General features: G+C 71.2%; 22 protein-coding genes. 5 read left to right on the top strand and 17 right to left on the bottom strand.

The window, feature by feature from the left end; translation table 11 throughout:
- Window positions 1-134 precede the first annotated feature (134 nt).
- On the bottom strand, window positions 135-701 hold the full coding sequence (locus GEV10_10410) for a TetR family transcriptional regulator (GenBank protein ID MQA78870.1): 567 nt from the start codon (window positions 699-701) through the stop codon (window positions 135-137).
- A 3-nt stretch (window positions 702-704) separates the two neighbouring features.
- Here GEV10_10410 and GEV10_10405 point away from each other — a divergent pair, with 3 nt between their 5' ends.
- Complete coding sequence (locus GEV10_10405) at window positions 705-2,276, top strand: FAD-dependent oxidoreductase (protein ID MQA78869.1); 1,572 nt, start codon at window positions 705-707, stop codon at window positions 2,274-2,276.
- 306 nt (window positions 2,277-2,582) lie between these two features.
- Here GEV10_10405 and GEV10_10400 read toward each other — a convergent pair whose 3' ends face one another.
- The 4 genes from GEV10_10400 to GEV10_10385 form a co-directional block, all read right to left on the bottom strand.
- Window positions 2,583-3,557, bottom strand: a complete 975-nt coding sequence (locus GEV10_10400; protein ID MQA78868.1) for an alpha-ketoacid dehydrogenase subunit beta — start codon at window positions 3,555-3,557, stop codon at window positions 2,583-2,585.
- A 61-nt stretch (window positions 3,558-3,618) separates the two neighbouring features.
- A complete protein-coding gene (locus GEV10_10395; GenBank protein ID MQA78867.1) occupies window positions 3,619-4,632 on the bottom strand; it encodes a pyruvate dehydrogenase (acetyl-transferring) E1 component subunit alpha in 1,014 nt (337 codons plus the stop codon).
- A 16-nt stretch (window positions 4,633-4,648) separates the two neighbouring features.
- The gene (locus tag GEV10_10390) at window positions 4,649-5,899 is read right to left on the bottom strand and encodes a M24 family metallopeptidase (protein MQA78866.1); all 1,251 of its coding nucleotides are present in this window, start codon (window positions 5,897-5,899) and stop codon (window positions 4,649-4,651) included.
- A gap of 106 nt (window positions 5,900-6,005) precedes the next feature.
- The gene (locus GEV10_10385) at window positions 6,006-6,953 is read right to left on the bottom strand and encodes an NAD-binding protein (GenBank protein MQA78865.1); all 948 of its coding nucleotides are present in this window, start codon (window positions 6,951-6,953) and stop codon (window positions 6,006-6,008) included.
- Window positions 6,954-7,095: 142 nt separating this feature from the next.
- Here GEV10_10385 and GEV10_10380 point away from each other — a divergent pair, with 142 nt between their 5' ends.
- The gene (locus GEV10_10380; protein ID MQA78864.1) at window positions 7,096-8,112 is read left to right on the top strand and encodes a substrate-binding domain-containing protein; all 1,017 of its coding nucleotides are present in this window, start codon (window positions 7,096-7,098) and stop codon (window positions 8,110-8,112) included.
- A gap of 93 nt (window positions 8,113-8,205) precedes the next feature.
- Here the strand turns inward: GEV10_10380 and GEV10_10375 are convergent, their stop codons facing one another.
- On the bottom strand, window positions 8,206-9,363 hold the full coding sequence (locus GEV10_10375; protein MQA78863.1) for an MFS transporter: 1,158 nt from the start codon (window positions 9,361-9,363) through the stop codon (window positions 8,206-8,208).
- Between the two features lie 47 nt (window positions 9,364-9,410).
- Here GEV10_10375 and GEV10_10370 point away from each other — a divergent pair, with 47 nt between their 5' ends.
- Window positions 9,411-10,226 carry a maleylpyruvate isomerase family mycothiol-dependent enzyme gene (locus GEV10_10370; protein ID MQA78862.1) on the top strand — a complete coding sequence of 272 codons (816 nt, stop codon included), beginning with the start codon at window positions 9,411-9,413 and terminating at the stop codon, window positions 10,224-10,226.
- 16 nt (window positions 10,227-10,242) lie between these two features.
- Here GEV10_10370 and GEV10_10365 read toward each other — a convergent pair whose 3' ends face one another.
- From GEV10_10365 to GEV10_10355, 3 genes are read right to left on the bottom strand one after another with little or no spacing between them, the layout of a single operon-like run.
- A complete protein-coding gene (locus tag GEV10_10365; GenBank protein ID MQA78861.1) occupies window positions 10,243-10,827 on the bottom strand; it encodes a hypothetical protein in 585 nt (194 codons plus the stop codon).
- Complete coding sequence (locus GEV10_10360; GenBank protein MQA78860.1) at window positions 10,817-11,392, bottom strand: NADPH-dependent FMN reductase; 576 nt, start codon at window positions 11,390-11,392, stop codon at window positions 10,817-10,819. The genes GEV10_10365 and GEV10_10360 overlap by 11 nt, the downstream gene beginning before the upstream one ends.
- Complete coding sequence (locus tag GEV10_10355; protein MQA78859.1) at window positions 11,389-12,048, bottom strand: dihydrofolate reductase; 660 nt, start codon at window positions 12,046-12,048, stop codon at window positions 11,389-11,391. The genes GEV10_10360 and GEV10_10355 overlap by 4 nt, the downstream gene beginning before the upstream one ends.
- 117 nt (window positions 12,049-12,165) lie before the next feature.
- Here GEV10_10355 and GEV10_10350 point away from each other — a divergent pair, with 117 nt between their 5' ends.
- A complete protein-coding gene (locus GEV10_10350; protein MQA78858.1) occupies window positions 12,166-13,029 on the top strand; it encodes a LysR family transcriptional regulator in 864 nt (287 codons plus the stop codon).
- 29 nt (window positions 13,030-13,058) lie between these two features.
- Here GEV10_10350 and GEV10_10345 read toward each other — a convergent pair whose 3' ends face one another.
- The 8 genes from GEV10_10345 to GEV10_10310 are packed head-to-tail and all read right to left on the bottom strand — an operon-like array spanning window position 13,059 to window position 20,369.
- The gene (locus GEV10_10345) at window positions 13,059-14,294 is read right to left on the bottom strand and encodes a CoA transferase (protein ID MQA78857.1); all 1,236 of its coding nucleotides are present in this window, start codon (window positions 14,292-14,294) and stop codon (window positions 13,059-13,061) included.
- Window positions 14,291-15,439, bottom strand: coding sequence for a thiolase family protein (locus tag GEV10_10340; protein ID MQA78856.1), 1,149 nt, complete (start codon window positions 15,437-15,439; stop codon window positions 14,291-14,293). The genes GEV10_10345 and GEV10_10340 overlap by 4 nt, the downstream gene beginning before the upstream one ends.
- A complete protein-coding gene (locus tag GEV10_10335) occupies window positions 15,432-15,833 on the bottom strand; it encodes a hypothetical protein (GenBank protein MQA78855.1) in 402 nt (133 codons plus the stop codon). The genes GEV10_10340 and GEV10_10335 overlap by 8 nt, the downstream gene beginning before the upstream one ends.
- Window positions 15,834-15,855: 22 nt before the next feature.
- Entirely contained in the window at window positions 15,856-16,992 is a 1,137-nt protein-coding gene (locus tag GEV10_10330; protein ID MQA78854.1) for an NAD(P)-binding protein, read from the bottom strand.
- Complete coding sequence (locus tag GEV10_10325; protein ID MQA78853.1) at window positions 16,989-17,762, bottom strand: alpha/beta fold hydrolase; 774 nt, start codon at window positions 17,760-17,762, stop codon at window positions 16,989-16,991. Before GEV10_10325 ends, GEV10_10330 begins: the two co-directional genes overlap by 4 nt.
- Window positions 17,747-18,592, bottom strand: coding sequence for an ABC transporter permease subunit (locus tag GEV10_10320; GenBank protein ID MQA78852.1), 846 nt, complete (start codon window positions 18,590-18,592; stop codon window positions 17,747-17,749). Before GEV10_10320 ends, GEV10_10325 begins: the two co-directional genes overlap by 16 nt.
- Before the next feature lie 10 nt (window positions 18,593-18,602).
- Window positions 18,603-19,487 (bottom strand): ATP-binding cassette domain-containing protein, encoded by an 885-nt coding sequence (locus GEV10_10315; protein MQA78851.1) that lies wholly within the window; start codon window positions 19,485-19,487, stop codon window positions 18,603-18,605.
- Between the two features lie 42 nt (window positions 19,488-19,529).
- Window positions 19,530-20,369, bottom strand: coding sequence for a helix-turn-helix domain-containing protein (locus GEV10_10310; GenBank protein ID MQA78850.1), 840 nt, complete (start codon window positions 20,367-20,369; stop codon window positions 19,530-19,532).
- A 152-nt stretch (window positions 20,370-20,521) separates the two neighbouring features.
- Here GEV10_10310 and GEV10_10305 point away from each other — a divergent pair, with 152 nt between their 5' ends.
- The gene (locus tag GEV10_10305) at window positions 20,522-22,150 is read left to right on the top strand and encodes a hypothetical protein (GenBank protein ID MQA78849.1); all 1,629 of its coding nucleotides are present in this window, start codon (window positions 20,522-20,524) and stop codon (window positions 22,148-22,150) included.

Here is a 22,150-nt window from a genome sequence, read left to right as displayed (position 1 = left end):
GACTTCGCCCGCCGAGACCAGCCGATCAGTTGCTCCCGCTCGGCACCGGTCAACACCAACTCCGCCTTCGGACGCCCAGTTCTCGGCATGCCACCACCATACCGACTTAACCTACGAATTTCCGGCGGGCGACACTAGTCGGCCGTGAGGTAGCGCTGGAGGGTAGGTCCCAGCCAACGGACGACCTCGGCGCGCGACATCGACACGACCGGCGGCAGCCGCAGGACGTAACGGCACAGGGCCATGCCGAGCACCTGCGACGCCACGAGCCCCGCGCGTACCGCCGCCTCGTCCGGGTGGGGGCACACGGCGGCGACCACGGGACGCAGCTGGCGACCGAAGATCATGCGGCCGCGCTTCGCCGCCGCGCCGTTGGTCGCCAGCGCGCGCAGCAGCGCCGTCATCGTCTCGTTGTCCTCCCAGATCTCCAGGAACCGCCGAGCAAGGACGGCACCCGCCTCCTCCCTCGACACCGCACGGAGGTCCGGGAGGTCGAGCTCGAGCTCGGCGGCCGCGGCGAACAGTCCTTCCTTGTTGCCGAAGTAGCGCATCACCATCGCCGGATCGATGTTCGCGTCCGCCGCGATGGCCCGGATCGTCGCACGCTCGTAGCCGTCGCTCGCGAACCGCTCGCGTGCCGCGTCGAGGATCGTCGCCTTCGTCGCGTCGGACCGCCGTGGTGTCGTCGTCACGCTCGCCAGCGTATGTCAACGCTAGTAGGCCAACAAGTGTTGACATCGCCCCGTCCGGCGAGTCATGCTCGAATCGCAGAGCGAATGTCGACGGGAGGTACCCCGATGACGACGACCACGGACGTCCTCGTGGTGGGCGCGGGACCGACCGGCCTGCTCCTGGCCGGAGACCTTGCGGAGCAAGGGATCTCGTGCACGCTGGTCGAGCGCAGGGAGGACGAGTCCAACCTCACCCGCGCGTTCGCCGTCCATGCGCGCACCCTCGAACTGCTCGACATGCGAGGCGTGGCCGACGACCTGGTGAGCACGGGCGTGCGCCGTGCGACCATCCGCCCGATCGGCCAACTCGTGATCGACCTCGGCCGGCTGCCGAGCCGGTTCGCCTACCTGCTGATCACGCCGCAGTACGAGACCGAGCGCGTGCTCGAGGAGCGCGCGGCGAAGGTCGGCGTCGAGCTCCGGCGCGGCACCGAGCTCGTCGGCCTGCGACAGGACGGCGACGGCGTCGTCGCCGACCTGCGCAGGGCCGGCGCGACGTCGACGGTGCGCGCGTCGTACGCCGTCGGCACTGACGGCGTGGGCAGCGCGGTGCGGAGGGCGCTCGACCTGCCGTTCCCCGGTCACACCGCCGTGCAGTCGGTGATGATCGCGGACGTCCGCATGTCCGAGCCGCCTTCGGAGGTGCTCACGCTCGCCAACGGCCGCGACGGGTTCGCGTTCATCGTGCCGTTCGGCGACGGCTGGTACCGCGTCATCGCCTGGGACCGGCACCGGCAGCTGCCCGACGACGCCCCGGTGACACTCGACGAGGTCCGCGACGTCACCGCACGCGTGCACGGCACGTCGTTCGGCATCACCGAGGCGCGCTGGCTCTCCCGGTTCCACAGCGACGAGCGACAGGCCCCGCACTACCGGGTCGGCCGGGTGTTCCTCGCCGGCGATGCCGCGCACGTCCACTCCCCCGCGGGCGGGCTGGGCATGAACGCCGGGCTGCAGGACGCCGCCGACCTGGGCTGGCGGCTCGTGTCCGCCGTCCGCGGCCGGGCCGCCCTGCTCGACGGCTACGAACGGGAACGCCACCCGGTCGGCAGGGAGGTGCTGCGCGGCAGCGGCGCCCTGCTGCGGATGGTCCTCGGCCGGAACCGGCGGACCCGCGCCGCCTCGTTCCTGCTCGGGCAGGTGGTGGGTCGCGTCATGCGCGCACCCGAGGCGGCCGTGCTGAGCCTCTCCGGCATCGGCATCACCTACCCGCGTCCGCCCGGCGCCCACGAGCTCGTGGGCCGGCGTGCGCCCGACCTTCCGGTGGCGGGCGGCGGGCGGCTGTACGAGACGCTGCGCGGTGGCCGGTTCGTCCTCGTCGGCTCCGGTGGCGACGAGCGGTCCGACGCCGTGCTGGCCGGACACCACGACCGGGTGCGGGTCGTCACGTCGACCGCCGCGCCCGCGCGCCACGCGCTCGTCCGTCCCGACGGTTACTACGCCTGGGCGAGCGACGACGCGGATCCGACGGCCCTCCGTTCGGCACTCGACACCTGGTGCGGCCCGGCTGCCGGAGACGTCGCACCCGTGTCCTCCCACCCGTGAGGGGCACCCTCACCGTGTCCTCCCACCCGTGAGGGGCACCCTCACCGCGTCAGCCCACCGTGAGGGGCACCCTCACCGCGTCAGCCCACCGTGAGGGGCACCCTCACCGCGTCAGCCCACCGTGAAGGGCACCCTCACCGCGTCAGCGCACCCGTGAAGGGCACCCTCACCGTGTCAGGGTGCGGTGAGGGGCACCCTCACGGGTTCCGCCCGCCCCCGCGATGCACCCACGACATGGCGGCGGCGCCGGTGCGGGGGGATGCACCGACGCCGCCGGGCAGGGGCGGGTATAACGCGAGCGGGCGCTCAGGTGGTCATGGACTTGTGGACGGTGTCGACGATGCGTTCGACCGACGGGAGCGCCAGGTCCTCCAAGGCGTCGGCGGCCGGCAGCGGGATGTGGGGTGTCGTGATGCGGACGAGCGGGCCGTCGAGGTCGGTGAAGATCTCGTCGGCGACGACGGAGACGAGCTCCGCACCCCATCCGCACAGCCGCGGGTTGGCCTCGACGGTGAACAGGCGACCCGTGCGGCTGATCTCGCGGAGCAGGGTCGCGGTGTCGAGCGGGACGAGACTTCGGACGTCGACGACGGTGCACTCGAGGCCGACGGCGGCGAGCTCCTCGGCCGCCGCGACGGTCTTGGGCACCATGCTGCCGAGCGCGACGAGCGTCGCGTCGTCGCCCTCGCGCAGGACGGTCGCCTTGCCCAGCTCGTCGACGATCTCGCCGTCGGGCACGTCCTGCTTCGTCGCGTAGAGGCCCTTCTCCTCCAGCAGCACGACCGGGTCGGGGTCGCGTACGGCGGCGGACATCAGGCCCACGACGTCGCGCGGGTTCGACGGGACGACGACCTTGATGCCGGGCACGGCCATCGCCCAGTTCTCGACGCTCTGCGAGTGCTGCGCGCCGAAGCGCAGGCCGCCGCCGTTGCCTGACCTGATGACCAGGGGAAGCGAGATCTGCCCGTTCGTCATGTACCTGGTCTTGGCGATCTCGTTGGCCACGATGTCCCAGCAGACCGCGAAGAAGTCGCTGAACATGATCTCGGCGATCGGCCGCAGGCCGGTCATCGCGGCACCCATCGCGGCACCGAGGATCGCCTGTTCGCTGATCGGGGTGTCGCGCACGCGCCGCGGGCCGAACTCCTCGAGCAGCCCGACCGTGCCCTTGAACACGCCGCCGGCGGCCGCGACGTCCTCGCCGAGGAACACGACGTTCTCGTCGCGCCGCATCTCCTGCGCGATGCCCCGCGCGATGGCCTCTCTGTAGGTGAGTGTCATGAACGCCCACCCCTTCGGCTCGCTCGGGCGTACACCCAGACGATGTCGCCTACCGGACGCGTCAGTTGCGCCATGACGAGCCTCCATCCGCCCACACGTCCGTCATCAGCAGGCCCTCGCCCGGTGTGCCGCCCGCCTTGGCCTCCTCGGTCGCCAGGTCGACGGCGGCGTGCACGGCGTCGTCGATGTCGTCGAGCACGTGCTCCTCGACCCCGTCGGTGACCAGCCGCTGCCGGTACATCGGGACCGGGTCGCGCGCGAGCCAGGCGGCGACCTCCTCGTCCGGCCGGTACTTGCCCGGATCCGCGCGGGAGTGGCCGCCGTGCCGGTACGTCAGCGCCTCGACGAGCGACGGCCCCTCGCCGGCTCGCGCGCGGGCGAGCGCGGTGGCGGCGACCGCGTGGACGGCGTCGGGGTCGTTGCCGTCGACCACGATCGGTTCGAGGCCGTACGACGACGCGCGGTCGGCCGCGGGCCGCGGCACCGCCGTGACGTCGCCGATCGGCGTGTACTCCATGTAGAGGTTGTTCTCGCAGACGAACACGACGGGCAGCTTCCAGACCGCGGCGAAGTTCAGCGCCTCGTGGAACGCGCCGATGTTGGTCGTGCCGTCGCCGAAGAAGCAGACCGCGACCTGCCCGCTGTCGCGGTACTGGGCACTCCATGCCGCGCCGCACGCGATCGGCAGGTGCGCGCCGATGATCGCGTACGAGCCCATCATCCCGTGCTCGACGCTCGTCAGGTGCATCGAGCCGCCCTTGCCGGCCATCAGGCCGTTGTCCCTGCCGAGCAGCTCGGCCAGCACAGGTGTCATCGGCACGCCGCGCGCGAGGGTGTGCGCGTGCCCGCGGTACGTCGCGAACGTGTAGTCGTCTGCGCGCATGGCGACGCCGAACGCCGCCGCGATGGCCTCCTGGCCGATCGACAGGTGGCTCGTGCCCTTCACGAGGTTCTGCAGGAACAGGTCGTAGGCACGCTTCTCGAAGTGGCGCAGCTCGACGAGCAGCCGGTACATCGCCAGCCGCTCCTCGGTGGTGAGCGTTGCCGCCCCGTCCGCCCGGCTCGTCGTCGTCATTCTCACTCCCCGATGTTCAGTACGGATTCGCCACGAAGAGGTCCTGCGCGGGGAACCTCGTGATCACGTGCGTGCCCGTGTCGGTCACCACGACCTCCTCCTCGATCCTCGCGGCGGAGAAGCCGTCGGACGCCGGGCAGTACGTCTCGAGCGCGAACACCATGCCGCTGCGGATCTCGATCGGGTTCGCGAGGCTGTTGAGCCGCGAGATGATCGGCCGCTCGTGCAGCCCGAGGCCGACGCCGTGCCCGAACTGCAGGCCGAACGCGGCCATCTCGTCGGCGAACCCGAACTCCGTCGCCGCCGGCCAGAGCCGCGCGATCTCGTCGGTGCCGACGCCCGGCTTGACGGCCTCGATCGCGGCGTCCATCCACTCGCGCGCGCGGACGTAGGCGTCGCGCTGCGGGTCGGTCGCGCTGCCGACGCTGAACGTGCGGTAGTAGCAGGTGCGGTAGCCGTTGTACGACTGGATGATGTCGAAGAACGCCTGGTCGCCGGGCCGGATGATGCGGTCGGAGAAGTTGTGCGGGTGCGGGTTGCAGCGCTCGCCCGACACCGCGTTGATCGCCTCGACCTGGTCGGAGCCCATCTCGTACAGCCGCTTGTTCGCGAGCGCGACGATCTCGTTCTCGCGCACGCCCGGCTTCAGCGCCTCGACGATGTCCTGGTAGACGCCGTCGACCATCGCGCAGGCCTGGGAGAGCAGCATGATCTCGTCGCCGGACTTGATCTGCCTGGCGTCGAGCATGAGCTGCTGCGCGTCGAGGACGGTGAGCCCCTGCCGCTGCATCTCGAAGAGGAACGGCGGCTCGACGATGTCGACGCCGACGGGCGCGTCGGCCACGCCGGCTTCGGTGAGCATCGCCTTGATCTGGGTGACCGCCGACTCCATCAGCCCGGCGTCCGGCGCGATCGCGCCGCGCAGGCCGAGCATGCCCGCGCGGCAGTTCTCCGGCTCGAGCCACGGCGAGTACAGCTGGTGGTGGCGCGCCGCCGACCCGAAGTCCCAGAGCACCGGCTCCTCGTCACGGACGAGCAGCGCGTAGCGCGTCATCTTGTCGCCGAGCGCGCCGCCGATCCAGGTCTGCGTGACGTAGCGGATGTTGTAGAAGTCGAAGAGGAGGAACGCGCCGCAGTCGCTGCCCGCCAGCGACTCCCGCGCGCGTGCCAGCCGGTACGCCCGCAGCCGGTCGAAGTCGACGCGCTGCTCGTAGTCGACGCCGCCGTGACCCGGCGCCGGTATCGGGCGACCTTCGGCAAGCGTCAAGAGCCGTCCTCCGTAGTGAGCATCGCAGCGATGACGGAACCTGCACCCTCGACGCTATGCGCGCCTGAGCGAGGAGCGGAGCGGCGGAGGTCGGCGGGGAACACAGTCATGGCGTGCTTCCCAGCCCGTCGTCGACGTCGACGCCCTCGGGCTCCAGCGTCATGCCGGACGAACGGGCCTGTTCGAGCAGCAGGGTGGCGAAGTCCTCGTCGGTGTGGCCCGCGCCGATGACCGCCGTGACGAGCTGCGCGGTCGCCGCCGCCAGCGGCATCGGCATGCCGGCCTCGCGCGCGGCGGCGAGGCCGAGCTCGAGGTCCTTGCGCAGCAGCGGCGCCGTGAAGGTCGGCGTGAAGTCGAGGTTGACGAACGCGGGCGTCTTGTACCTGCTGAACGTCGAGCCGAGCACCGAGTCGTTGAGGAACGCCAGGAACGCGGCGCGGGTGGTGCCGCCCTGCTCGGCGAGCAGGGTGACCTCGGCCAGTGCCTGGGTCATGACACCGAGGACGACGTTGTGGCAGATCTTCACCAGCCGTGCCACCTCGCCCTCGCCGACGTAGGTGACCCCGCGACCGAGGATCTGCAGCAGCGGTTCGACCTGGTCGTACACCGGCCGGGGGCCGGACACCGCGAGGGTCAGCCGCCCGGCGGCGACGGCGTTGGGGTTGCCGCTGACCGGCGCGGCGAGGAAGTCGGTCCTGCCCTTGGCCGCCTCGGCGCGTACCGCCGCCGACACCTCGGCGGAGACCGTGGAGCAGTCGACGAGCACACCGGGGTTCGCGTCGGGGTCGGTCAGCACGCCGCCATCACCCGTCGTGACCGCCTCGAGGTCGGCGGACGCCGAGACCATGGCGAACACGACGTCGCGGTCGGCCAGCTCGACGGGGTGGTCGACGAGCCGCGCGCCGCTGCCCACGAGCGGCTCGGCCTTGGACCTGGTGCGGTTGTAGACGGCCACGTCGTGACCGGCGGCGAGCAGTCGCTCGACCATCGCATAGCCCATCCGGCCGGTGCCGATCCAGCCGATCCGGGGTGACTCGCCGGGGACGTTCGCCATCACCATCTCCTCGAGTCCGCGGACTACTGCAACCGATTGCTATGATCCTGACCGCTAGGCGCCGCGATTGTCAATCCGCACGGGCAAAAGAGCGCTGCGATCGGTTGTTGTCCGCCGCATCACCGGTCCCTACGCTGGCCCCATGAGCAGTCGGCCGACCATGTCGGACGTCGCCAGGGCGGCGGGCGTGCACAAGGCGACGGCGTCGCGCGCCCTCAACCCGGACACCAGCGGGCTCGTCAACGCGGCGACCGCGCGCCGGGTGCTGCTCGCGGCCAGGGAGCTCGGCTACACGCCCAACACGATGGCGCGGGGACTGCGCACCAGCAGGTCGCACACGGTGGGCGTGCTCATCCCCGACCTCACCAACCCGCTCTTCCCGCCGATCGTCCGCGGGATCGAGACCGCCCTGTCGGCACGTGACTACACAGCACTCATCGCGAACACCGACAACGACGACGCGCAGGAGACGTCACGGTTCGAGGCCCTGCTCGGCCGGCACGTCGACGGCCTCATCCTCGCGACGGGACGGCGCGAGCACCCGCTCCTGCAGGCGGCGCACGAGCGCGGTGTGCGCGCAGTCCTGGTCAACCGGGGCACGGAGCGTCCGCTCTATCCCGTCGTGACCGGCGACGACGCCGCGGGGATCGCCGCCGCGGTCGACCATCTCGCCGACCTCGGTCACCGGCGCCTCCTGCACCTGGCCGGTCCCGCCGCGCTGTCGACCGGCGCGAGCCGTGCGCGTGCGTTCCGCCAGGCGGTCACCGCCCGCCAGGTCGACGGAACCGTGGTGGCGTGCTCGTCGTACTCCATCCGCGCGGGCGAGGACGCGATGCGCGGTGCCCTGGAGCATGGCGCCGCCCCGACCGGAGTCGTCGCCGGCAACGACCTGATCGCCCTCGGCGCGCTGCGGGCCGTCCGCGCCCACGGCCTGCGGTGCCCCGCCGACGTCTCGGTGGTGGGCTACAACGACATGCCGTTCCTCGACGAGGTCGACCCACCGCTGACGAGCATCCACGTGCCGCACCACGAGCTCGGCGCCGAGGCCGCCCGGCTGCTGCTCCAGCAGCTCGACGGCACACCGGGTCCGCCGAAGACGATCACCCTCCCCGTCCACCTGGTGATCCGCGCCTCCACTGCGCCGCCGGGGCCGGCCTGACCCAGCGCCCCGCCCCAGCGACCCGACCCCACGTGGGCGCCTTGTCTTGGCTATGGCCCATACGAAGCGTCCACGTGGGGAGGGGGCACCGGGTCACGCCCCCGGCCGCGGGCGGATGAGGCGGGCCAGGACGGCGGTGGCCGCCAGGGAGACCACGCAGCAGCCCGCGAGCGCGTACAGGCCGGCGGCGAACGAGCCCGTCGTGTCCTTCACCACGCCGAACGTGTACGCGAACGTCAGCCCGCCGAGGTTGGCGCAGCCGTTCGAGAACCCGCTCGCGAGGCCGGCCGTGCGGGTGCCGAGGACGCGGATCGGGATGCTGAAGAGCGGGCCGAAGTAGAACTGGACGAAGATCGCCTGGACGGCCACGACCGTCACCACCAGCGGCGGCGCGTGCACGTTGGCCAGCAGCACGAGGGTGACGGCGATCGCCGTCACCGAGGTCGCGACGACGAGCACCGGCCTGCCCAGCCGGTCCGAGAGGTACCCGCCGAGCGAGTTGGCCGGCGCCGTCACCAGCGCGCCGAGCGCCACGACGAGGCCCGCGCTCTGCAGCGAGAAGCCCTTGTCGACGACGAGGTACGTCGGCAGCCAGAAGTTCATCGCGGTGACGACGGCGAGCCGGACGAACTGCACGACGCCGGCGAACCACATGACCGGGTGGCGCAGCAGCCGCGGCAGCTCCCTGATGCTCACCGGCGCAGCGGAGCCGTCCTTGCGCGTGCCGCTGCCGAGCTTCACGAACACCGCGACGACGAGCAGGCCGCCGACGGAGAAGAGGACGAAGAGCAGCCGCCAGCCCAGCGGACCGACGAGGATCGGGCCGAGGGAGCTGAGCACGATGTTGGACGTGAACCCGCCCGCGACGTACAGCCCCATGCCCGTGGCGCGCCTGTTCGGCGGGAACTGCTCGCTGATGAGCAGCAGGCCGGGCGCGAACACCAGCGACCTGAAGAAGCCGTACAGGGTGAGGTTCGCGAGCAGCAGGACGTACGAGTCGAGCGACGCGAACACCAGCGACAGCGTGTTGACCCCGAGCAGCCCGACGACGAACAGCCGCTTAGGCCCGTACCTGTCCGCGAGGTAGCCCGACGGCACCTGCATCGCCGCGTACACGATCTGCGACGCCACCGCGAGCGTGCCGGCCTCGGAGAACGTGAGGCCGACGTCGTGCCTGATGAGCGGCAGGAACAGCGCGACCGCGCCGAACGTGAGGCCCTGCAGGCTCTGGCACGAGACGATCAGCGCCACCTGTACCGCTCGTGTCGTCCTCACCAGGGTCCGACGCTACATGGTGCATGATCTCGGCGCCGCCGGAAGGTGGCGGCCCGGAGGGAATCCGGGTGCCGACGTCCGCGCCCGTCCCTAGGGTGAGCGCCATGACCCTCTCCACTGACGCGTGTGTCACCGCGATCGCCCACCACTCCGGCGGCTTCGCCGACGCCGTCCGCGGCAACCTGGACGCCCCCGTCACGCACTGTCCCGACTGGGACGTCGCCGACCTGGTCTGGCACCTGACCGAGGTGCACTGGTTCTGGCGGACGATCGCCGCCGAGCGGCTGGCCGCGCCGCCCGACGAGGCCGATCGACCGCAGCGTCCGGAGAGGGGCGATCTCGTCGCCGCGTTCGAGCGGGGCGCCGTCGACCTCGTCGACGTGCTCCGCGCCGCGGACCAGGACACGCCCGTGTGGACCTGGTTCCCCGACCGTCAGGACGTCGGCTTCATCACCAGGCACCAGGTGCAGGAGACCGCGGTGCACCACTGGGATGCCGCCGACGCCGCGGGTGCGGCCTGGACGGTGCGGCCCGACGCGGCGGCCGACGCGGTCGAGGAGTTCCTCACCTGTTCCCTGGCCGACGCCGACGACGTGCAGCGGCTCGGCCGCTCCCTGTCCGGCCCGCTCGTCCTCACCGCGACCGACACCGGATCCTCGTGGACGGTCTCCCAGGCCGACCCCGGCGCCGCGCTGCTGTGGGCGCCGCGCGCGGACGGCCCGCCCACGGTCACCGGCACGGCGGCGGGCCTGATGCTCTGGCTCTACGGCCGCGTCGACCTCCCCACCGACCAGCCCGAGCGCGTCCAGGAGTTCCGCGGCCTCAGCTCCACGGACTAGCCCCAAGGCCGTTCCGTCAGCGAGGTGGGTCGGGCACGTCCTCAGGGCTGTCCCAGCCGGAGACGAACGAGCGGGCTTCGCCGGTGGCGGGGTCGTACGACCACCGTCTGATCGTGCCGATATTGCCGCCGTAGACGTGGATCCCGACGGTGGGTTCGCTGCCGACGGCTGCGACGGCATGGACATCGTCGTCGGTGGTACAGCAGACGGTCACCTGCCCCGGCGCCCACCGCGTGTCGCCGGCCGGCGTCAGTGGCGCGCTCACGGTGGACGCCGTCGGCTTGAGGTACCGGGTCTCGTGTTCGACTCCCGCGTAGATGCCGACGACGCCCCACGTCTCGTGCGAATGCACGTTGGTCTGCTGACCCACGTCCCAGACCACGGACGCCATCGACCAGCTGTCATCGGGAGCGAGGTAGAGCGGATACGTCACGTGACGCACGGACGATGATCGCGTGGCCTCCGGCGGAAGCCGGTAGCCGCCGGCCAGTAGAGCGGACAGCCGCTCGGCGACCCGCGCCGTGATCTCGTGCTCGTCGTCGGTGCTGCTCACCACGAGTCCCACGTCGTCGATGAAGGTCTGCAGGCGATCAGGCTCCATGGTGCTCTCCTCTGCGCAGTACCTTCAGCGGGGTGTCCCAGGCGATGACCTGGTCCAGCAGGGTGGTGAGGGTGTCCTCGTGGCGTCCCGCCGGGTGGAAGGCCGTGAAGTCCTCGAAATCGGTGAACAGCGACAGCTCCACCTGTGCGCTGACGTGGGCGACCTGGAGACAGCTCATGACCAGCCGCAGGTGCTCGATGGCGCGGGCGCCGCCGGCGCTTCCGTAGCCGACGAACCCGACCGCCTTGTTGGTCCACTCCGCGTAGAGAAAGTCGATCGCGTTCTTCAGCGGGCCAGGTGCCGAGTGGTTGTACTCGGGTGTCACGAACACGTAGGCGTCGAACGAGGCGATCTTCGCTGCCCACGTGTGGGTGTGCGGCTGGGTGTACTGGCCCGTGATCGCCGGCATCGGCTCGTCCAGGGGTGGAAGCGCGAAGTCGGTCAGGTCCACCACCTCGAACCTGGCGTCGCCGCGCTTGACCGCAAGGTCATGGACCCAGCCGGCGACCGCCTCACCCTTGCGTCCGGGTCGGGTGCTGCCAATGATGATCGCTACGTCCATCATGAGGGAGCACCCGGCAAGATCCGGTACTTGAGGTGGGTGACGCCGGGCGCCTCGACGGCCCGGACCTGCTCGAGTCGCACATCCGCGTCCCCGAGGTTGTCGAGGAGGCGAGAACCGTCACCGAGCAACACCGGAACGACGTGCAGCTCGAGCTCGTCCAGCAGTCCCGCTGCCAGGTACTGCGAAGCGACGTGGCCGCCGCCCCACAGCATGACGTCCTTGCCGCCGGCGGCCTTCTTCGCCTGTTCGAGCGCGGACTCGATTCCGTCGGTGACGAAGTGGAACGTGGTCCCTCCCTCCATCTCCACCGGATCACGCGAGTGATGGGTGACGATGAACACGGGGTAGTGGTAGGGCGGGTCGTCACCCCACCAGCCCGTCCACTGCTCGTCACCCCAGGCACCACCGCCGACAGGGCCGAACATGTTCCGGCCCATCACCGCAGCGCCGATGTTCTCCTTCGCTTCCTCGACTATCCGTGCGCTCTCGTTCACCTCGCCCCCCTGCTCGCCGTGGGATCGGCGCCAGACGGCCAGCGGAACCACCCAGTCGTGGAGCCGCTCGCCACCCTCGCCGAGCGGGTTCTCCTCGCTCTGGTTCTGGCCCGCGACGAAACCGTCCAGCGAGATCGAGATGTGACACCTGAGCTTGCTCATCGTGGCTCCTCGGTCGGCTCGGCGCCGCTGTCCGGCGCCCTCACCAGAGAGCATGGACGGATCTATAGATGACGTCTAATGCCAATTCTTCGTCATTCACATTGATATCCTTGATCTATGCTGAACCTGGTCCAGCTCAAGGTGCTGGCCGCGGTGGCGCGACACGCGTCCGTGACCGAAGCAGCGAGGGAGCTGCACTACTCGCAGCCGTCGGTGAGTCATCACCTGTCCCGCCTGGAAGCGGCCACCGGTGTCAAGCTCGTCCAGCGGGTGGGTCGTGGGATCCGACTGACCCCTGAGGGCGAGCTGCTGGCCAACCGGGCCACCGAGATCGTGGGACGGGTCGACGCGGCAACCAACGAGCTGGCCGCGCAGGTCGGTCTGCGGACGGGGCGGGTTCGCCTCGCCGCCAACGCGTCCGTACTGAGCACGATCGTGCCGAAGGCAGCCGCCATGCTGACCGAGGCACACCCGGGCCTCGAGCTGAGCGTGATCGACCGTCATCCGGTCGAAGCGCTCCAGCTGCTGCGACACGGCGAGATCGACGTCGCCCTCGTCTTCCGGTACGCGCACGCTCCGCTGGAGGACGAAGGATTCCGCGTGGTCCACGTCGCCGACGACCCGATCTACCTGGTGAGCCAGCGCCCCGACGACAGCATCGCGAACCATCGCCACTCCGCCTGGATCGGCGGTTGCGAACGGTGCCAGGGCGAGCTGACGGCCGTCTGCGGGCACCATGGCTTCACCCCACGCATCGAGTCCGTCTGCGACGACATGGTCGTCGTGCAGGCCCTCGTCGCCGCCGGCACCGGTGTCACCACCCTGCCAGGACTCGCGCTCCGCGCCCACCGCCTACCCGACGTCCACACCACCGAGATACCCGACTTCGCCCGCCAGATCTACACCGTCACCTACGGCGAACCACCCGACCCACCCGCCACCAAGGCGCTGATCCAAGCCATCCAAGACTCCGCCCAGTAGGAAGTCAGTGGACGCAAGGTGGGGCGAGGTCAGCTCTCGCGGGGTTTGGTGCCGCGGACGACGCCGTTCTCCAGGAGGGCGGCGACCTCGTCGGCGCCCAGGTTCAGCAGGTCACCCAGGATCTGCTCGGTGTGCTCGCCGAGGGTCGGGGGGTAGGCGAACTCGTCGGGGTCGGTCGTGTCGAACTTGATGGGGTTGCCGAGGACACGGACGTTCTCGCCGTCCGGCGCGTCGAGCGCGACGACCATGTCGCGGCCCGCCGACTCGGCGTCGGTCAGGGCCTCGGGGACGGTCTTGATGAGCGCCGCGGGCACCGACCGCTCCGACAGGGCGGTGACCCAGGTCTCGGCCGGCTCGCGCTCGAACTCGGCCTCCAGCACGCTCCACAGCGGCAGCCGGTTCACCAGCCGCACGCGCGCGTTCGAGAAGCGGTCGTCGTCGACGAGCTCGGGGCGGCCGATCACCTCGCACAGCGCGCGCCACATGCGCTCGGTGTTGGCGGTCACCACGAACTCCCTGCCGTCCGCGCCCTGGAACGAGCGGTACGTGGGGATCGAGTCGTGCCCGCGGTCCTGCGGTCCCGGGGTCACGCCCGCGACGAGCGAGTACACGCCCTGGTACGAGAGCATCGAGAGCTGGCAGTCGAGCATCGACACGTCGATCACGCGCCCGACGCCGGTGCGCTGCTGGTCGAGCAGCGCCGAGACGATGCCGATCGTCGCGTACATGCCGGCGACGAGGTCGCCCGCGGGGATACCGAGCCGCACCGCCGGCCGCCCGACCTCGCCGGTGAGGCTCATGACACCACCGAGCGCCTGCACGACCATGTCGTACGCGGGCTTGTCGCGCATCGGGCCGCTCTGCCCGAAGCCGCTGATCGACGCCCAGACGAGGTCGGGACGGTCCGCGCGGATGCGTTCGGCGTCGAGGCCGAGGCGCGCACAGACGCCCGGCCGGAAGTTCTCGATCACCACGTCGCAGCGGTCGATGAGGCCGAGCGCGACCTCGAGTCCCGCCGGCGACTTCAGGTCGACCGCAATGCTGCGCTTACCGCGGTTGTTGGCCAGGAAGTACGCGCTGTCGTCGCCGACGAAGTGCGGCGGGATCGACCGGCTCGAGTCGCCGTCGAGCGACTCGAGCTTGATGACCTCGGCGCCGAGGTCGGCGAGGATCTGCGTCGCGAACGGGCCCGACAGGAACGTCGTCAGGTCGAGGACGCGGACGCCCACCAGCGGCCGCCCCCGAGCCGGTGCGGTGACCGTCATGTAGTCCTCTCGAACACGTGGATCGTGCAGGCCCCGTGGTCGAGGCCGGCGATGCCGCCGCCCGTCACGTGGGTCAGCGCGAGGCGCGCGTCCGGCACCTGCCTGTCACCTGCCCGGCCGGTCAGCTGCCAGAACGCCTCGACCACCTGCGCGGCGCCGCTCGCGCCGACCGGGTGCCCCTTTGCCAGCAGGCCGCCGCTGGGGTTGACCACCGTGCGGCCGCCGTACGTCGTCGCACCCGACCGCAGCAGCGCGGCGGAGTCACCGGGCTCGCACAGTCCGAGCGCCTCGTAGTAGACGAGCTCGGCGATGCTGAACGCGTCGTGCAGCTCGATCACGTCGAGCTCATCGGGTCCGACCGACGCCTCCTCGTACGCCTCCCGCGCCGAGCCGTACGTGATCTCGGGCCTGAGCATGTCGCGGTAGCCCGCCGCGAAGTCGCCGGAGTGCAGCACCGACGCCCGCACCCTGATCGACGGCGGGCGGCCCGAGCGCTGCCACACCTCGTCGTTCACCAGGACGAGCGCCGCGGCACCGTCGCCGGTCGGGCAGCACTGCAGGAGGGTGAGCGGGTCGGCGATCGGCTTGGACTCCAGCACCTCCTCGGCGGTCACCGGCTTGCGGTACTGGGCGTACGGGTTGCGGCTGCCGTGCGCGCGTGCCTTGACGCTCACGCCGGCGAGGTCCTCGATCGTCGCGTCGCGCTCGTGCAGGTAGCGGCGTGCGCGCATCGCGTACATCGCGGGCATCACCATGCCCTGCCGCACCTCCCAGTCCTCGGCGACCAGAGGAAGCGTGCCGCCGCCGAACTGGGTGAGCTTGTCGACGCCGACGACGAGCGCGGTCGCGTACTCGCCGCGCGCGATCGCCCGGTACGCCGCGTGCACCGCGGTCGCGCCACCGGAGCAGGCGTTGTCGACGTTGAGCACCGGGATGCCGGCGAGGCCGACGTCCTTGACGATGCGCTGACCGGTCAGCATGCCGCCGAACGCGTGGCCGCAGTAGACCGACTCGACGGCACTGACGTCGAGTCCGCTCTCCCGCAACGCCGCCGCGACCGGCGGGACGCCGAGGCCGACGTAGGAGGACTCGTGGTAGCGCCGCATGGGAATCATGGCGCCGCTGATCACGTGCACGTCACTCATGGGGCGCCTCCTCTGCGGGTACGAAAGACCAGGAGCCGTCGGCCGCGACGGCGAGGTGCACGGGCTGGTCGGGCCGGTAGCGGTCGGGGTCGCCGCCCAACTCGGCGAGCACCCGCGGTCCCTCGGGGAGGTCGACGTACCCGAGCGTGTACGGCACCGCGCGTGAGGCAGAGACCCGCACCGTCGAGTACGAGTACAGGACGCCCGCAGGCCCGAGCGCCAACGGCTCGAGGTCGGTGCCGAGGCAGCCGAAGCACAGCGAGCGGGACGGGAACGCCCGCGCGTCGCAGGTGCGGCACCGGCTGCCGAGCAGCCGCGCCGGCTCGCCGTCGCTCGCCCGCCACAGCACGACGGGGTCGGTGAGGTCGTCCAGTGGTAGCGGCTCAGTCGTCATGTTCACCCGATTCCTGTGTTGCTCAGCTGAGGGGTACGGACCACGCGTCGTAGCCGTACAGCCATTCCGGCGATCCACCGGACCGCATGAAGGTGTTCTCCGCCGACTCGCTCTGCACCCGCGACGCGCGAGCGACCCGGTTGCGCTCGAAGCGCGCGAACACCCGGTCGAGCGCGCCGACGCCCTGCTCCTCGGCGAGGCGGAACAGCACCACCGCGTCCTCCATCGCCATCGCCGCGCCCTGCGCCATGTACGGCACCATCGGGTGGCACGCGTCGCCGATCAGCACCACCGGACCCTCGTGCCAGCTCGGCATCGGCTCCCTGTCGTAGAGCGCCCACTTGTACGTGTCGTGGTCGACGCCGATGACCACGTGGACATCCGGGTGCGCACCGTCCATCGCCGTGCGGAGCTCGCCGACGTCGCCGCGGGTCGACCACGACTCCTCGCGCCACTCCGTCTCGGGGATGCTGGTGGTGTAGTAGATCTCCTTGCCCTCGCTGACGTAGTAGATGACGATGTGCCGGTCGGTGCCCCACCACTTGGTGAAGTCGTCGTCGACCAGGCGGGCCGAACGGTCGGCGGGCACGACACCGCGGTACGCGACGCGTCCGGTGAAGTGCAGCTCGTCCACACCGAACAGCGACTCCCGCACCCGCGAGTGGATGCCGTCGGCGCCGACGAGGAAGTCGGCGTCGGCACTCGTGCCGTCGGAGAAGTCGAGCCGCACGCCGCTCGCGCCGCGGTGCAGCCCGGCGAGCTGCATGCCGTGGTGGATCGGGACCCGACCGGTCGCCGACGTCGCCTCCGCGAGCACGTGGTGGAAGTCGGCGCGGTGCATCTGCAGGAACGGCCCCGCGTACGACGACTCGACCTCCTCCCCGAGCGGCAGGTAGGCGAGCAGGTCGCCCGAGTCGAAGGTGCGACTCGTCCACCCGGCGGGGCGGCAGGCGGTCTTGCGCATCTCGTCGAGCAGGCCCATGCCGGCGACCGCACGCGTCGCGTTCGGGCTGACGTTGATGCCCGCACCGACGCGCCCGAACGCCGGCGCCTGCTCGTACACCGCGACATCGCAGTCGAGCCGGCTGAGCAGCATAGCCGCGGCGAGGCCACCCGGGCCTGCGCCGACGACGGCGATACGGGGACGCTCGCGAATCATGAGATCTCCCTGCGGGTCAGGCTCTCGCGGACGAAGGTGTCGACCTCCGTGACGAAGCGCGCGGCCGCCTCGACCGGCGCGAGGTGCCCCACGCCGGCCAGCTCGACGTGGCGGACGTCCGACAGCGCCGCGCACATCTCCGCCGTGACGGCTGCAGGCACCGACGCGTCGACCGAGCCGCTCACGACGAGCACCGGCAGGTCGAGCTTCGGCAGGCGTTCCAGCGTGGCGAGGTCGGCGATCGCGCGCCACGTTCCGGCGTTCACCGCGGTGTCCGCCTCGGTGAGCCACTGCCGTACCCGAGCGACCGACTCGGGTGCGCGCTCGCGTGTCTCCGCGGAGAACCAACGGTCGATCGTCTCGTCGACCATGCCGACCACGCCGCGTTCCTCGGTACGGCTCGCGCGGCCGCGCAACGCGTCGCGCATCGGCGGTGTCGGGTGCGCCATGGTGTTCGCGAGCACCAGCCCGTCGACGGCGGCCGTGCCGCGCAGCGCACACAGCTGGCCCACCATGCCGCCGAGCGAGACGCCGACGAGCACGACGGGACCGTCGCGCGCCGGCAGCCGTTCGAGTACGTCGTCGGCGAGGTCGTCGAGCGTGCAGCCCGCCCGCGGCGCCGGAGCAGTGCCGTGGCCAGCCAGGTCGAGGGCGAGCGTGTCGTGCCCCCGCTCCTGCCACGCGGCCGCCGTCTCGTCCCACATCCGGTGGTCGAGCCCGGCCGCGTGCAGCAGCACCAGGGTCGCGCGCCCGCTCAATGCTTCGCCCATGGCACCAGCAGCCGTTCGCACAGGTCGCCGAGGAACACGGCGGCGGCACCGCCGATCGCCACGCAGAGCAGGCCGATGAACATCCGCGGGATGTCGAGCGTCTGCCAGGACTGCCAGATGAAGTAGCCGATCCCGTTGTTGGAGTTCACGAACTCGACGGAGACGACGAGGATCAGCGCCTGCCCGATGCCGAGCTTGACCCCGCTCATGATGGACGGGAGCGCGGCGGGCAGCACCACACGCCCGTACCGCATCAGGCGCGGGAACGCGAAGGCGTGCGAGACGTCCTCGTAGACCTGGCTGGTGTACAGCGTGCCACTGAAGGCCGAGAGGCCGACGACGAAGAAGACACCGAGCGAGACGAGCGCGATCTTGCTGACGTCGCCGATGCCGAAGACGATGAGAAGCAGCGGCAGGATCGCGAGCTTCGGCATCGGGTACAGCGCGTACACCAGGGGAGCGATCGCGTACCTGACCGCCCGGACGCTTCCCATCAGCGTGCCGACGAGGATCCCCGACGTCACACCGATCGCGATGCCGGCGAGGATCCGGACGAGCGTCGCCTTCAGCTGGGTACCGAGGTCACCGAGCAGCGTGCCGGCGACGGCGTCCTCGATCGCCCGGGACACGATCACGCTCGGCGCAGGGAAGAAGCGCTCGTCGATGATGCCGACCGTCGCACTCACCTGCCACAGCAGGAGGAGCGCGAGGGGAACGCCCGCGCCGAGGCCGATGCGCAGGGCACGGTCGTTGCGGCGCCTGCGGCGGTAGCTCCGCTCCGCCTTGACGTTGATGTCGGTGTGCGCCCGGGGCGCGACGTCTGTCGCCATCAGAGCGGCCTCATCTCGTCTGCCCGGTCAGGGTCTCGCCGACCTCGGCGGCGAGGATGCTCCACAGGTCCTCGGTCAGCCGCCGGAACTCCGCCGTCGCCCTGATCGACATCACCGGTGCGTCGCGCGGGATGTCGATGTCCTGGACGTGCCTGATCCGGCCCGGCCGCGCGGTCATCACCAGCACGCGGTCGGCGAGCGTCACCGCCTCCTCGATGTCGTGCGTCACGTACAGCACGGTCGTCGAGGTCTGCGCGAACAGCGTGAGGAGCTCCTGCTGCATGATGAGCCGGCTCTGCGCGTCGAGTGCGGCGAACGGCTCGTCGAGCAGGAGCAGCAACGGTTCCGCGGCCAATGCGCGGGCGAGGGCGGCGCGCTGCTTCATGCCGCCGGAGAGCTCGTGCGGGTACGCGTCCCTGAAGTCGTGCAGGCCCGTCATCGTCAGGTACTTGTCCGAGCGCTCGCGGCGCTCCGCGGCGTCACAGCCAAGCGGCTTCAGCGGCAGCTCGACGTTGCCGCCGACGGTTCGCCACGGGAAGAGGCTGTCGGCCTGGAACACGGTCGCGCTCGCCAGCCGGCGACTCTCCCGTCCCGCCACGCCGCGGTCGTGCCAGCGGACCGCGCCCTCGTAGTCCCTGTCGAGACCGGCGAGCACGCGCAGCAGGGTGCTCTTGCCGCAGCCGCTCGGCCCGATGACCGCAAGCACCTCACCCTGCCTGACGCTCGTGGAGATGCCGTTCAACGCCAGGACGGGCTGTCCCGACTTGCCGAAGTAGACCCTGCTGAGGTCGTCGAGTTCGCAGACGACCGGGTCGGCACGCGGGGCCGCCGCGGGCGCGTCCACTGTTCCGGTCTCCGCCGCACCGTCCATCGCCGTCGATTCGGTACTGCTCAACCTGTTCACCGTCCTTGGTCGGTGGGCTCCCGTACGGGCGCGTCAGCGCGCGCTCGAGGAGCCCGGTGGCCACGCACCAGGCTCGACGCCGGCGCCCAGCCGCTTGGAGATGTCGCGGACGCACTCGACCAGGCAACCGATCAGGTCGTCCTGCTCGGCCGGGTCGAACCGCTGGTCGGGAATCGTCAGGCACACGTCGCCGACGACCTGGTCGTGCACGCCGAGGATCGGCGCCGCGAGACCGACCGCGCCGGGGATGTTCTGCCCGCTGCTCAACGCGTAGCCGCGACGCCGGATCTTGGCCAGTTCGCGACGCAGCACGTCGGGGTCGGTGATCGTGCGCTCGGTCAGCGGCGCGAGCTGGGTCCGTTCGATGACGGACTCCTGGTCGGGCTCGGTGAGGAACGCCATGATCGCGAGGCCGCTCGCGCCGGCGTAGACCGGACGCCACTTCTCGAGCTCGAGCACGTAACGCAACGGGTGCGACGACTCGACGCTCGCGGTGTACATCATCATCTGCGTCGTGGGGTTGTAGACGCCGAGCACCGCGGTCTCGTTGGTCTTCTGCGCGAGCTCGCGTACCCGCGGCAGTGCGGTCTCCCTGAGCGAGAACACCGACGAGATCTGCTGTCCCCAGCGGAAGAGCTCGAGGCCGAGCGCGTAGTGGCCGGTCGCGTCGCGCTGGACGAGCGACCGCCGTTCGAGGACCGCGAGCAGCCGGTGCACGGTGCTCGGTGCCATCTCCAGGCGCGTGGCCAACTCCCGCACTCCCATCGGCACGCCGCCGTGGTCGATCATCGCCGCGAGCAGGTCGAACGCCTTGGTCACCGGCTCACGAGTCGTGTCCGACACCTCGTACCCCCGCGTCTGCTGAGACACCATCGATGTTCCGTTAAACAGGATGACTGTTTCGTAGAACTATTCCGTCCGCGCGGGGAGAGTGTCAAGGGATCCGCCGTGCCTTGACAGCGCTCACCGATGCTCGCCACAGTAGCGGAACAAGTGTTCGGCTCTTGAAGCTCGGAGGTGGCGGAGTGGTAGGTCCGCGCGCCGCGCACGCGGTCGTCGACGTGCTCGCCTCGTGGGGCGTCAGGCACGTGTTCACCTGTCCCGGCAGCACCGAGGCGCCGTTCCTCGACGCGTCGATCGACCGGCCCGACATCGACGTCTGGCTGACGACCCACGAGCTCACCGCGGTCGCGATGGCCGACGGGTACGCGCGGTTCTCCGGCGGCGTGCCGGGCGTGGCGTACCTGCACACCAACGTCGGCCTCGTCAACGGGCTCGGCGCCGTGTACGCGGCACAGATCGCGCGCTCTCCCGTCGTCGTGCTCAACGGCCTCAAGGCGAGCGTGATCCAGTCGCGACGCGGGTTCACCGCCGTACCCGACGTCGGCCAGCTTGCCGCACCGCACGTCGGCTGGCGCTGGCAGAGCCTGCGCACCGAGGAGGTCGCGGCCGACCTGTCCCGTGCACTCCAGGTCGCGACGACGGAGCCGTGCGGACCGGTATGGCTCGGCCTCCCCGAGGACCTGCTCACCGCTCCCGCGGACGCGGTCACGCCGCCGGCCGGGCGGAGCCGCGCGGTGTCCGCCGGCCGCCCCGACGGCGACGCCGTGGCGTCGGCGGCCGACGCGCTCGCGGCGGCCCGCAGGCCGGTGCTCGTCGCCGGCGCCGACGTCGCGCGCCACGACGCGTGCGACCTGCTCGTCCGCCTCGCCGACGATCTCGGTGCCGTCGTGCTGCACGAGGACCGGCGTTCGTTCGAACGCTCCGCCTTCCCCACCGACCACCCGGCGTACGCCGGCTTCTACGCCCTGGGCCACCCGGCGGTGCAGCGCGCCGACGTGGTCGCGTTCCTCGGCGGGCGGTTCTTCCACGAGTTCGAGGCGGGCAGCGTCGCGCCGCCGCCGGACCACGCGACGGTGATCCACAGCAACAGCGACCCCGCGGAGATCGGCCGGACGTACGGCGCCGACATCACGCTGACCGGCCATCACCGTGCGGTGCTGACCGACCTGCTCGCCGCGCTCGACGGCCGGGCCCCCGCGGGCGACTGGCAGGAGGACGAGCGCGAACGGCCGGCGCCACGCTCGTTCGCCTCGGACCGGCTGACCGTCGACCGGGTCATGGACACGCTCGCCGCGCACGTCGACGATCGCACGCGTGTCGTCGCCGACGCGGTGACGTCCGGCGCCGCGCTGTTCGAGCGGATCCCGCAGCGCGTGCCGAGCCAGGTCGTCACGACCTCGTGCGGCGCGCTCGGCTGGGGCATGGGCGCCGCACTCGGCGTCGCGATCGCGCGCCCCGACGACCGCGTCGTCTGCGTGGTCGGCGACGGGGCGTTCCAGTTCGGCGTGCACGCGCTGTGGGTCGCCGCGCGTCGCCGGCTGCCGGTCACGTTCGTCGCCGTCAACAACGAGTCGTACGCCGCCGTCGCCGCCGCCCTGCGCCGGTACGGGAACCGGGCGGTCGAGGCCGACCACTACCCCGGCAAGGACATCGCCGGCCCCGACCTCGCCGCGATCGCCATGGGCTACGGCGTCGACGCCGTCCGGGTCGGGACGGCCGAGGAGCTCGACAAGGCCCTCGGTGACGCCCTTGCCGGCGACGCCCCGCGCGTCATCGAGGCGATGACCGATCCGGCCGACCTGGGCCCGTAG

It is taken from the genome of Streptosporangiales bacterium (assembly GCA_009379955.1).
Classification (GTDB): Bacteria; Actinomycetota; Actinomycetes; order Streptosporangiales; family WHST01; genus WHST01.
Note: the sequence above shows the minus strand (reverse complement) of the source record. Positions and strands in the feature narration are given on the sequence as shown.

Excerpts from the sequence above, each read along its gene's own strand:
- GEV10_10405 (MQA78869.1), top strand. The coding sequence starts at position 705 with ATGTCAACGCTAGTAGGCCAACAAGTGTTGACATCGCCCCGTCCGGCG.
- GEV10_10400 (MQA78868.1), bottom strand. The coding sequence starts at position 3,557 with ATGACACTCACCTACAGAGAGGCCATCGCGCGGGGCATCGCGCAGGAG.
- GEV10_10395 (MQA78867.1), bottom strand. The coding sequence starts at position 4,632 with ATGACGACGACGAGCCGGGCGGACGGGGCGGCAACGCTCACCACCGAG.
- GEV10_10385 (MQA78865.1), bottom strand. The coding sequence starts at position 6,953 with ATGGCGAACGTCCCCGGCGAGTCACCCCGGATCGGCTGGATCGGCACC.
- GEV10_10380 (MQA78864.1), top strand. The coding sequence starts at position 7,096 with ATGAGCAGTCGGCCGACCATGTCGGACGTCGCCAGGGCGGCGGGCGTG.
- GEV10_10370 (MQA78862.1), top strand. The coding sequence starts at position 9,411 with ATGATCTCGGCGCCGCCGGAAGGTGGCGGCCCGGAGGGAATCCGGGTG.
- GEV10_10365 (MQA78861.1), bottom strand. The coding sequence starts at position 10,827 with ATGGAGCCTGATCGCCTGCAGACCTTCATCGACGACGTGGGACTCGTG.
- GEV10_10360 (MQA78860.1), bottom strand. The coding sequence starts at position 11,392 with ATGATGGACGTAGCGATCATCATTGGCAGCACCCGACCCGGACGCAAG.
- GEV10_10355 (MQA78859.1), bottom strand. The coding sequence starts at position 12,048 with ATGAGCAAGCTCAGGTGTCACATCTCGATCTCGCTGGACGGTTTCGTC.
- GEV10_10350 (MQA78858.1), top strand. The coding sequence starts at position 12,166 with ATGCTGAACCTGGTCCAGCTCAAGGTGCTGGCCGCGGTGGCGCGACAC.
- GEV10_10345 (MQA78857.1), bottom strand. The coding sequence starts at position 14,294 with ATGACGGTCACCGCACCGGCTCGGGGGCGGCCGCTGGTGGGCGTCCGC.
- GEV10_10340 (MQA78856.1), bottom strand. The coding sequence starts at position 15,439 with ATGAGTGACGTGCACGTGATCAGCGGCGCCATGATTCCCATGCGGCGC.
- GEV10_10335 (MQA78855.1), bottom strand. The coding sequence starts at position 15,833 with ATGACGACTGAGCCGCTACCACTGGACGACCTCACCGACCCCGTCGTG.
- GEV10_10330 (MQA78854.1), bottom strand. The coding sequence starts at position 16,992 with ATGATTCGCGAGCGTCCCCGTATCGCCGTCGTCGGCGCAGGCCCGGGT.
- GEV10_10325 (MQA78853.1), bottom strand. The coding sequence starts at position 17,762 with ATGGGCGAAGCATTGAGCGGGCGCGCGACCCTGGTGCTGCTGCACGCG.
- GEV10_10320 (MQA78852.1), bottom strand. The coding sequence starts at position 18,592 with ATGGCGACAGACGTCGCGCCCCGGGCGCACACCGACATCAACGTCAAG.
- GEV10_10310 (MQA78850.1), bottom strand. The coding sequence starts at position 20,369 with ATGGTGTCTCAGCAGACGCGGGGGTACGAGGTGTCGGACACGACTCGT.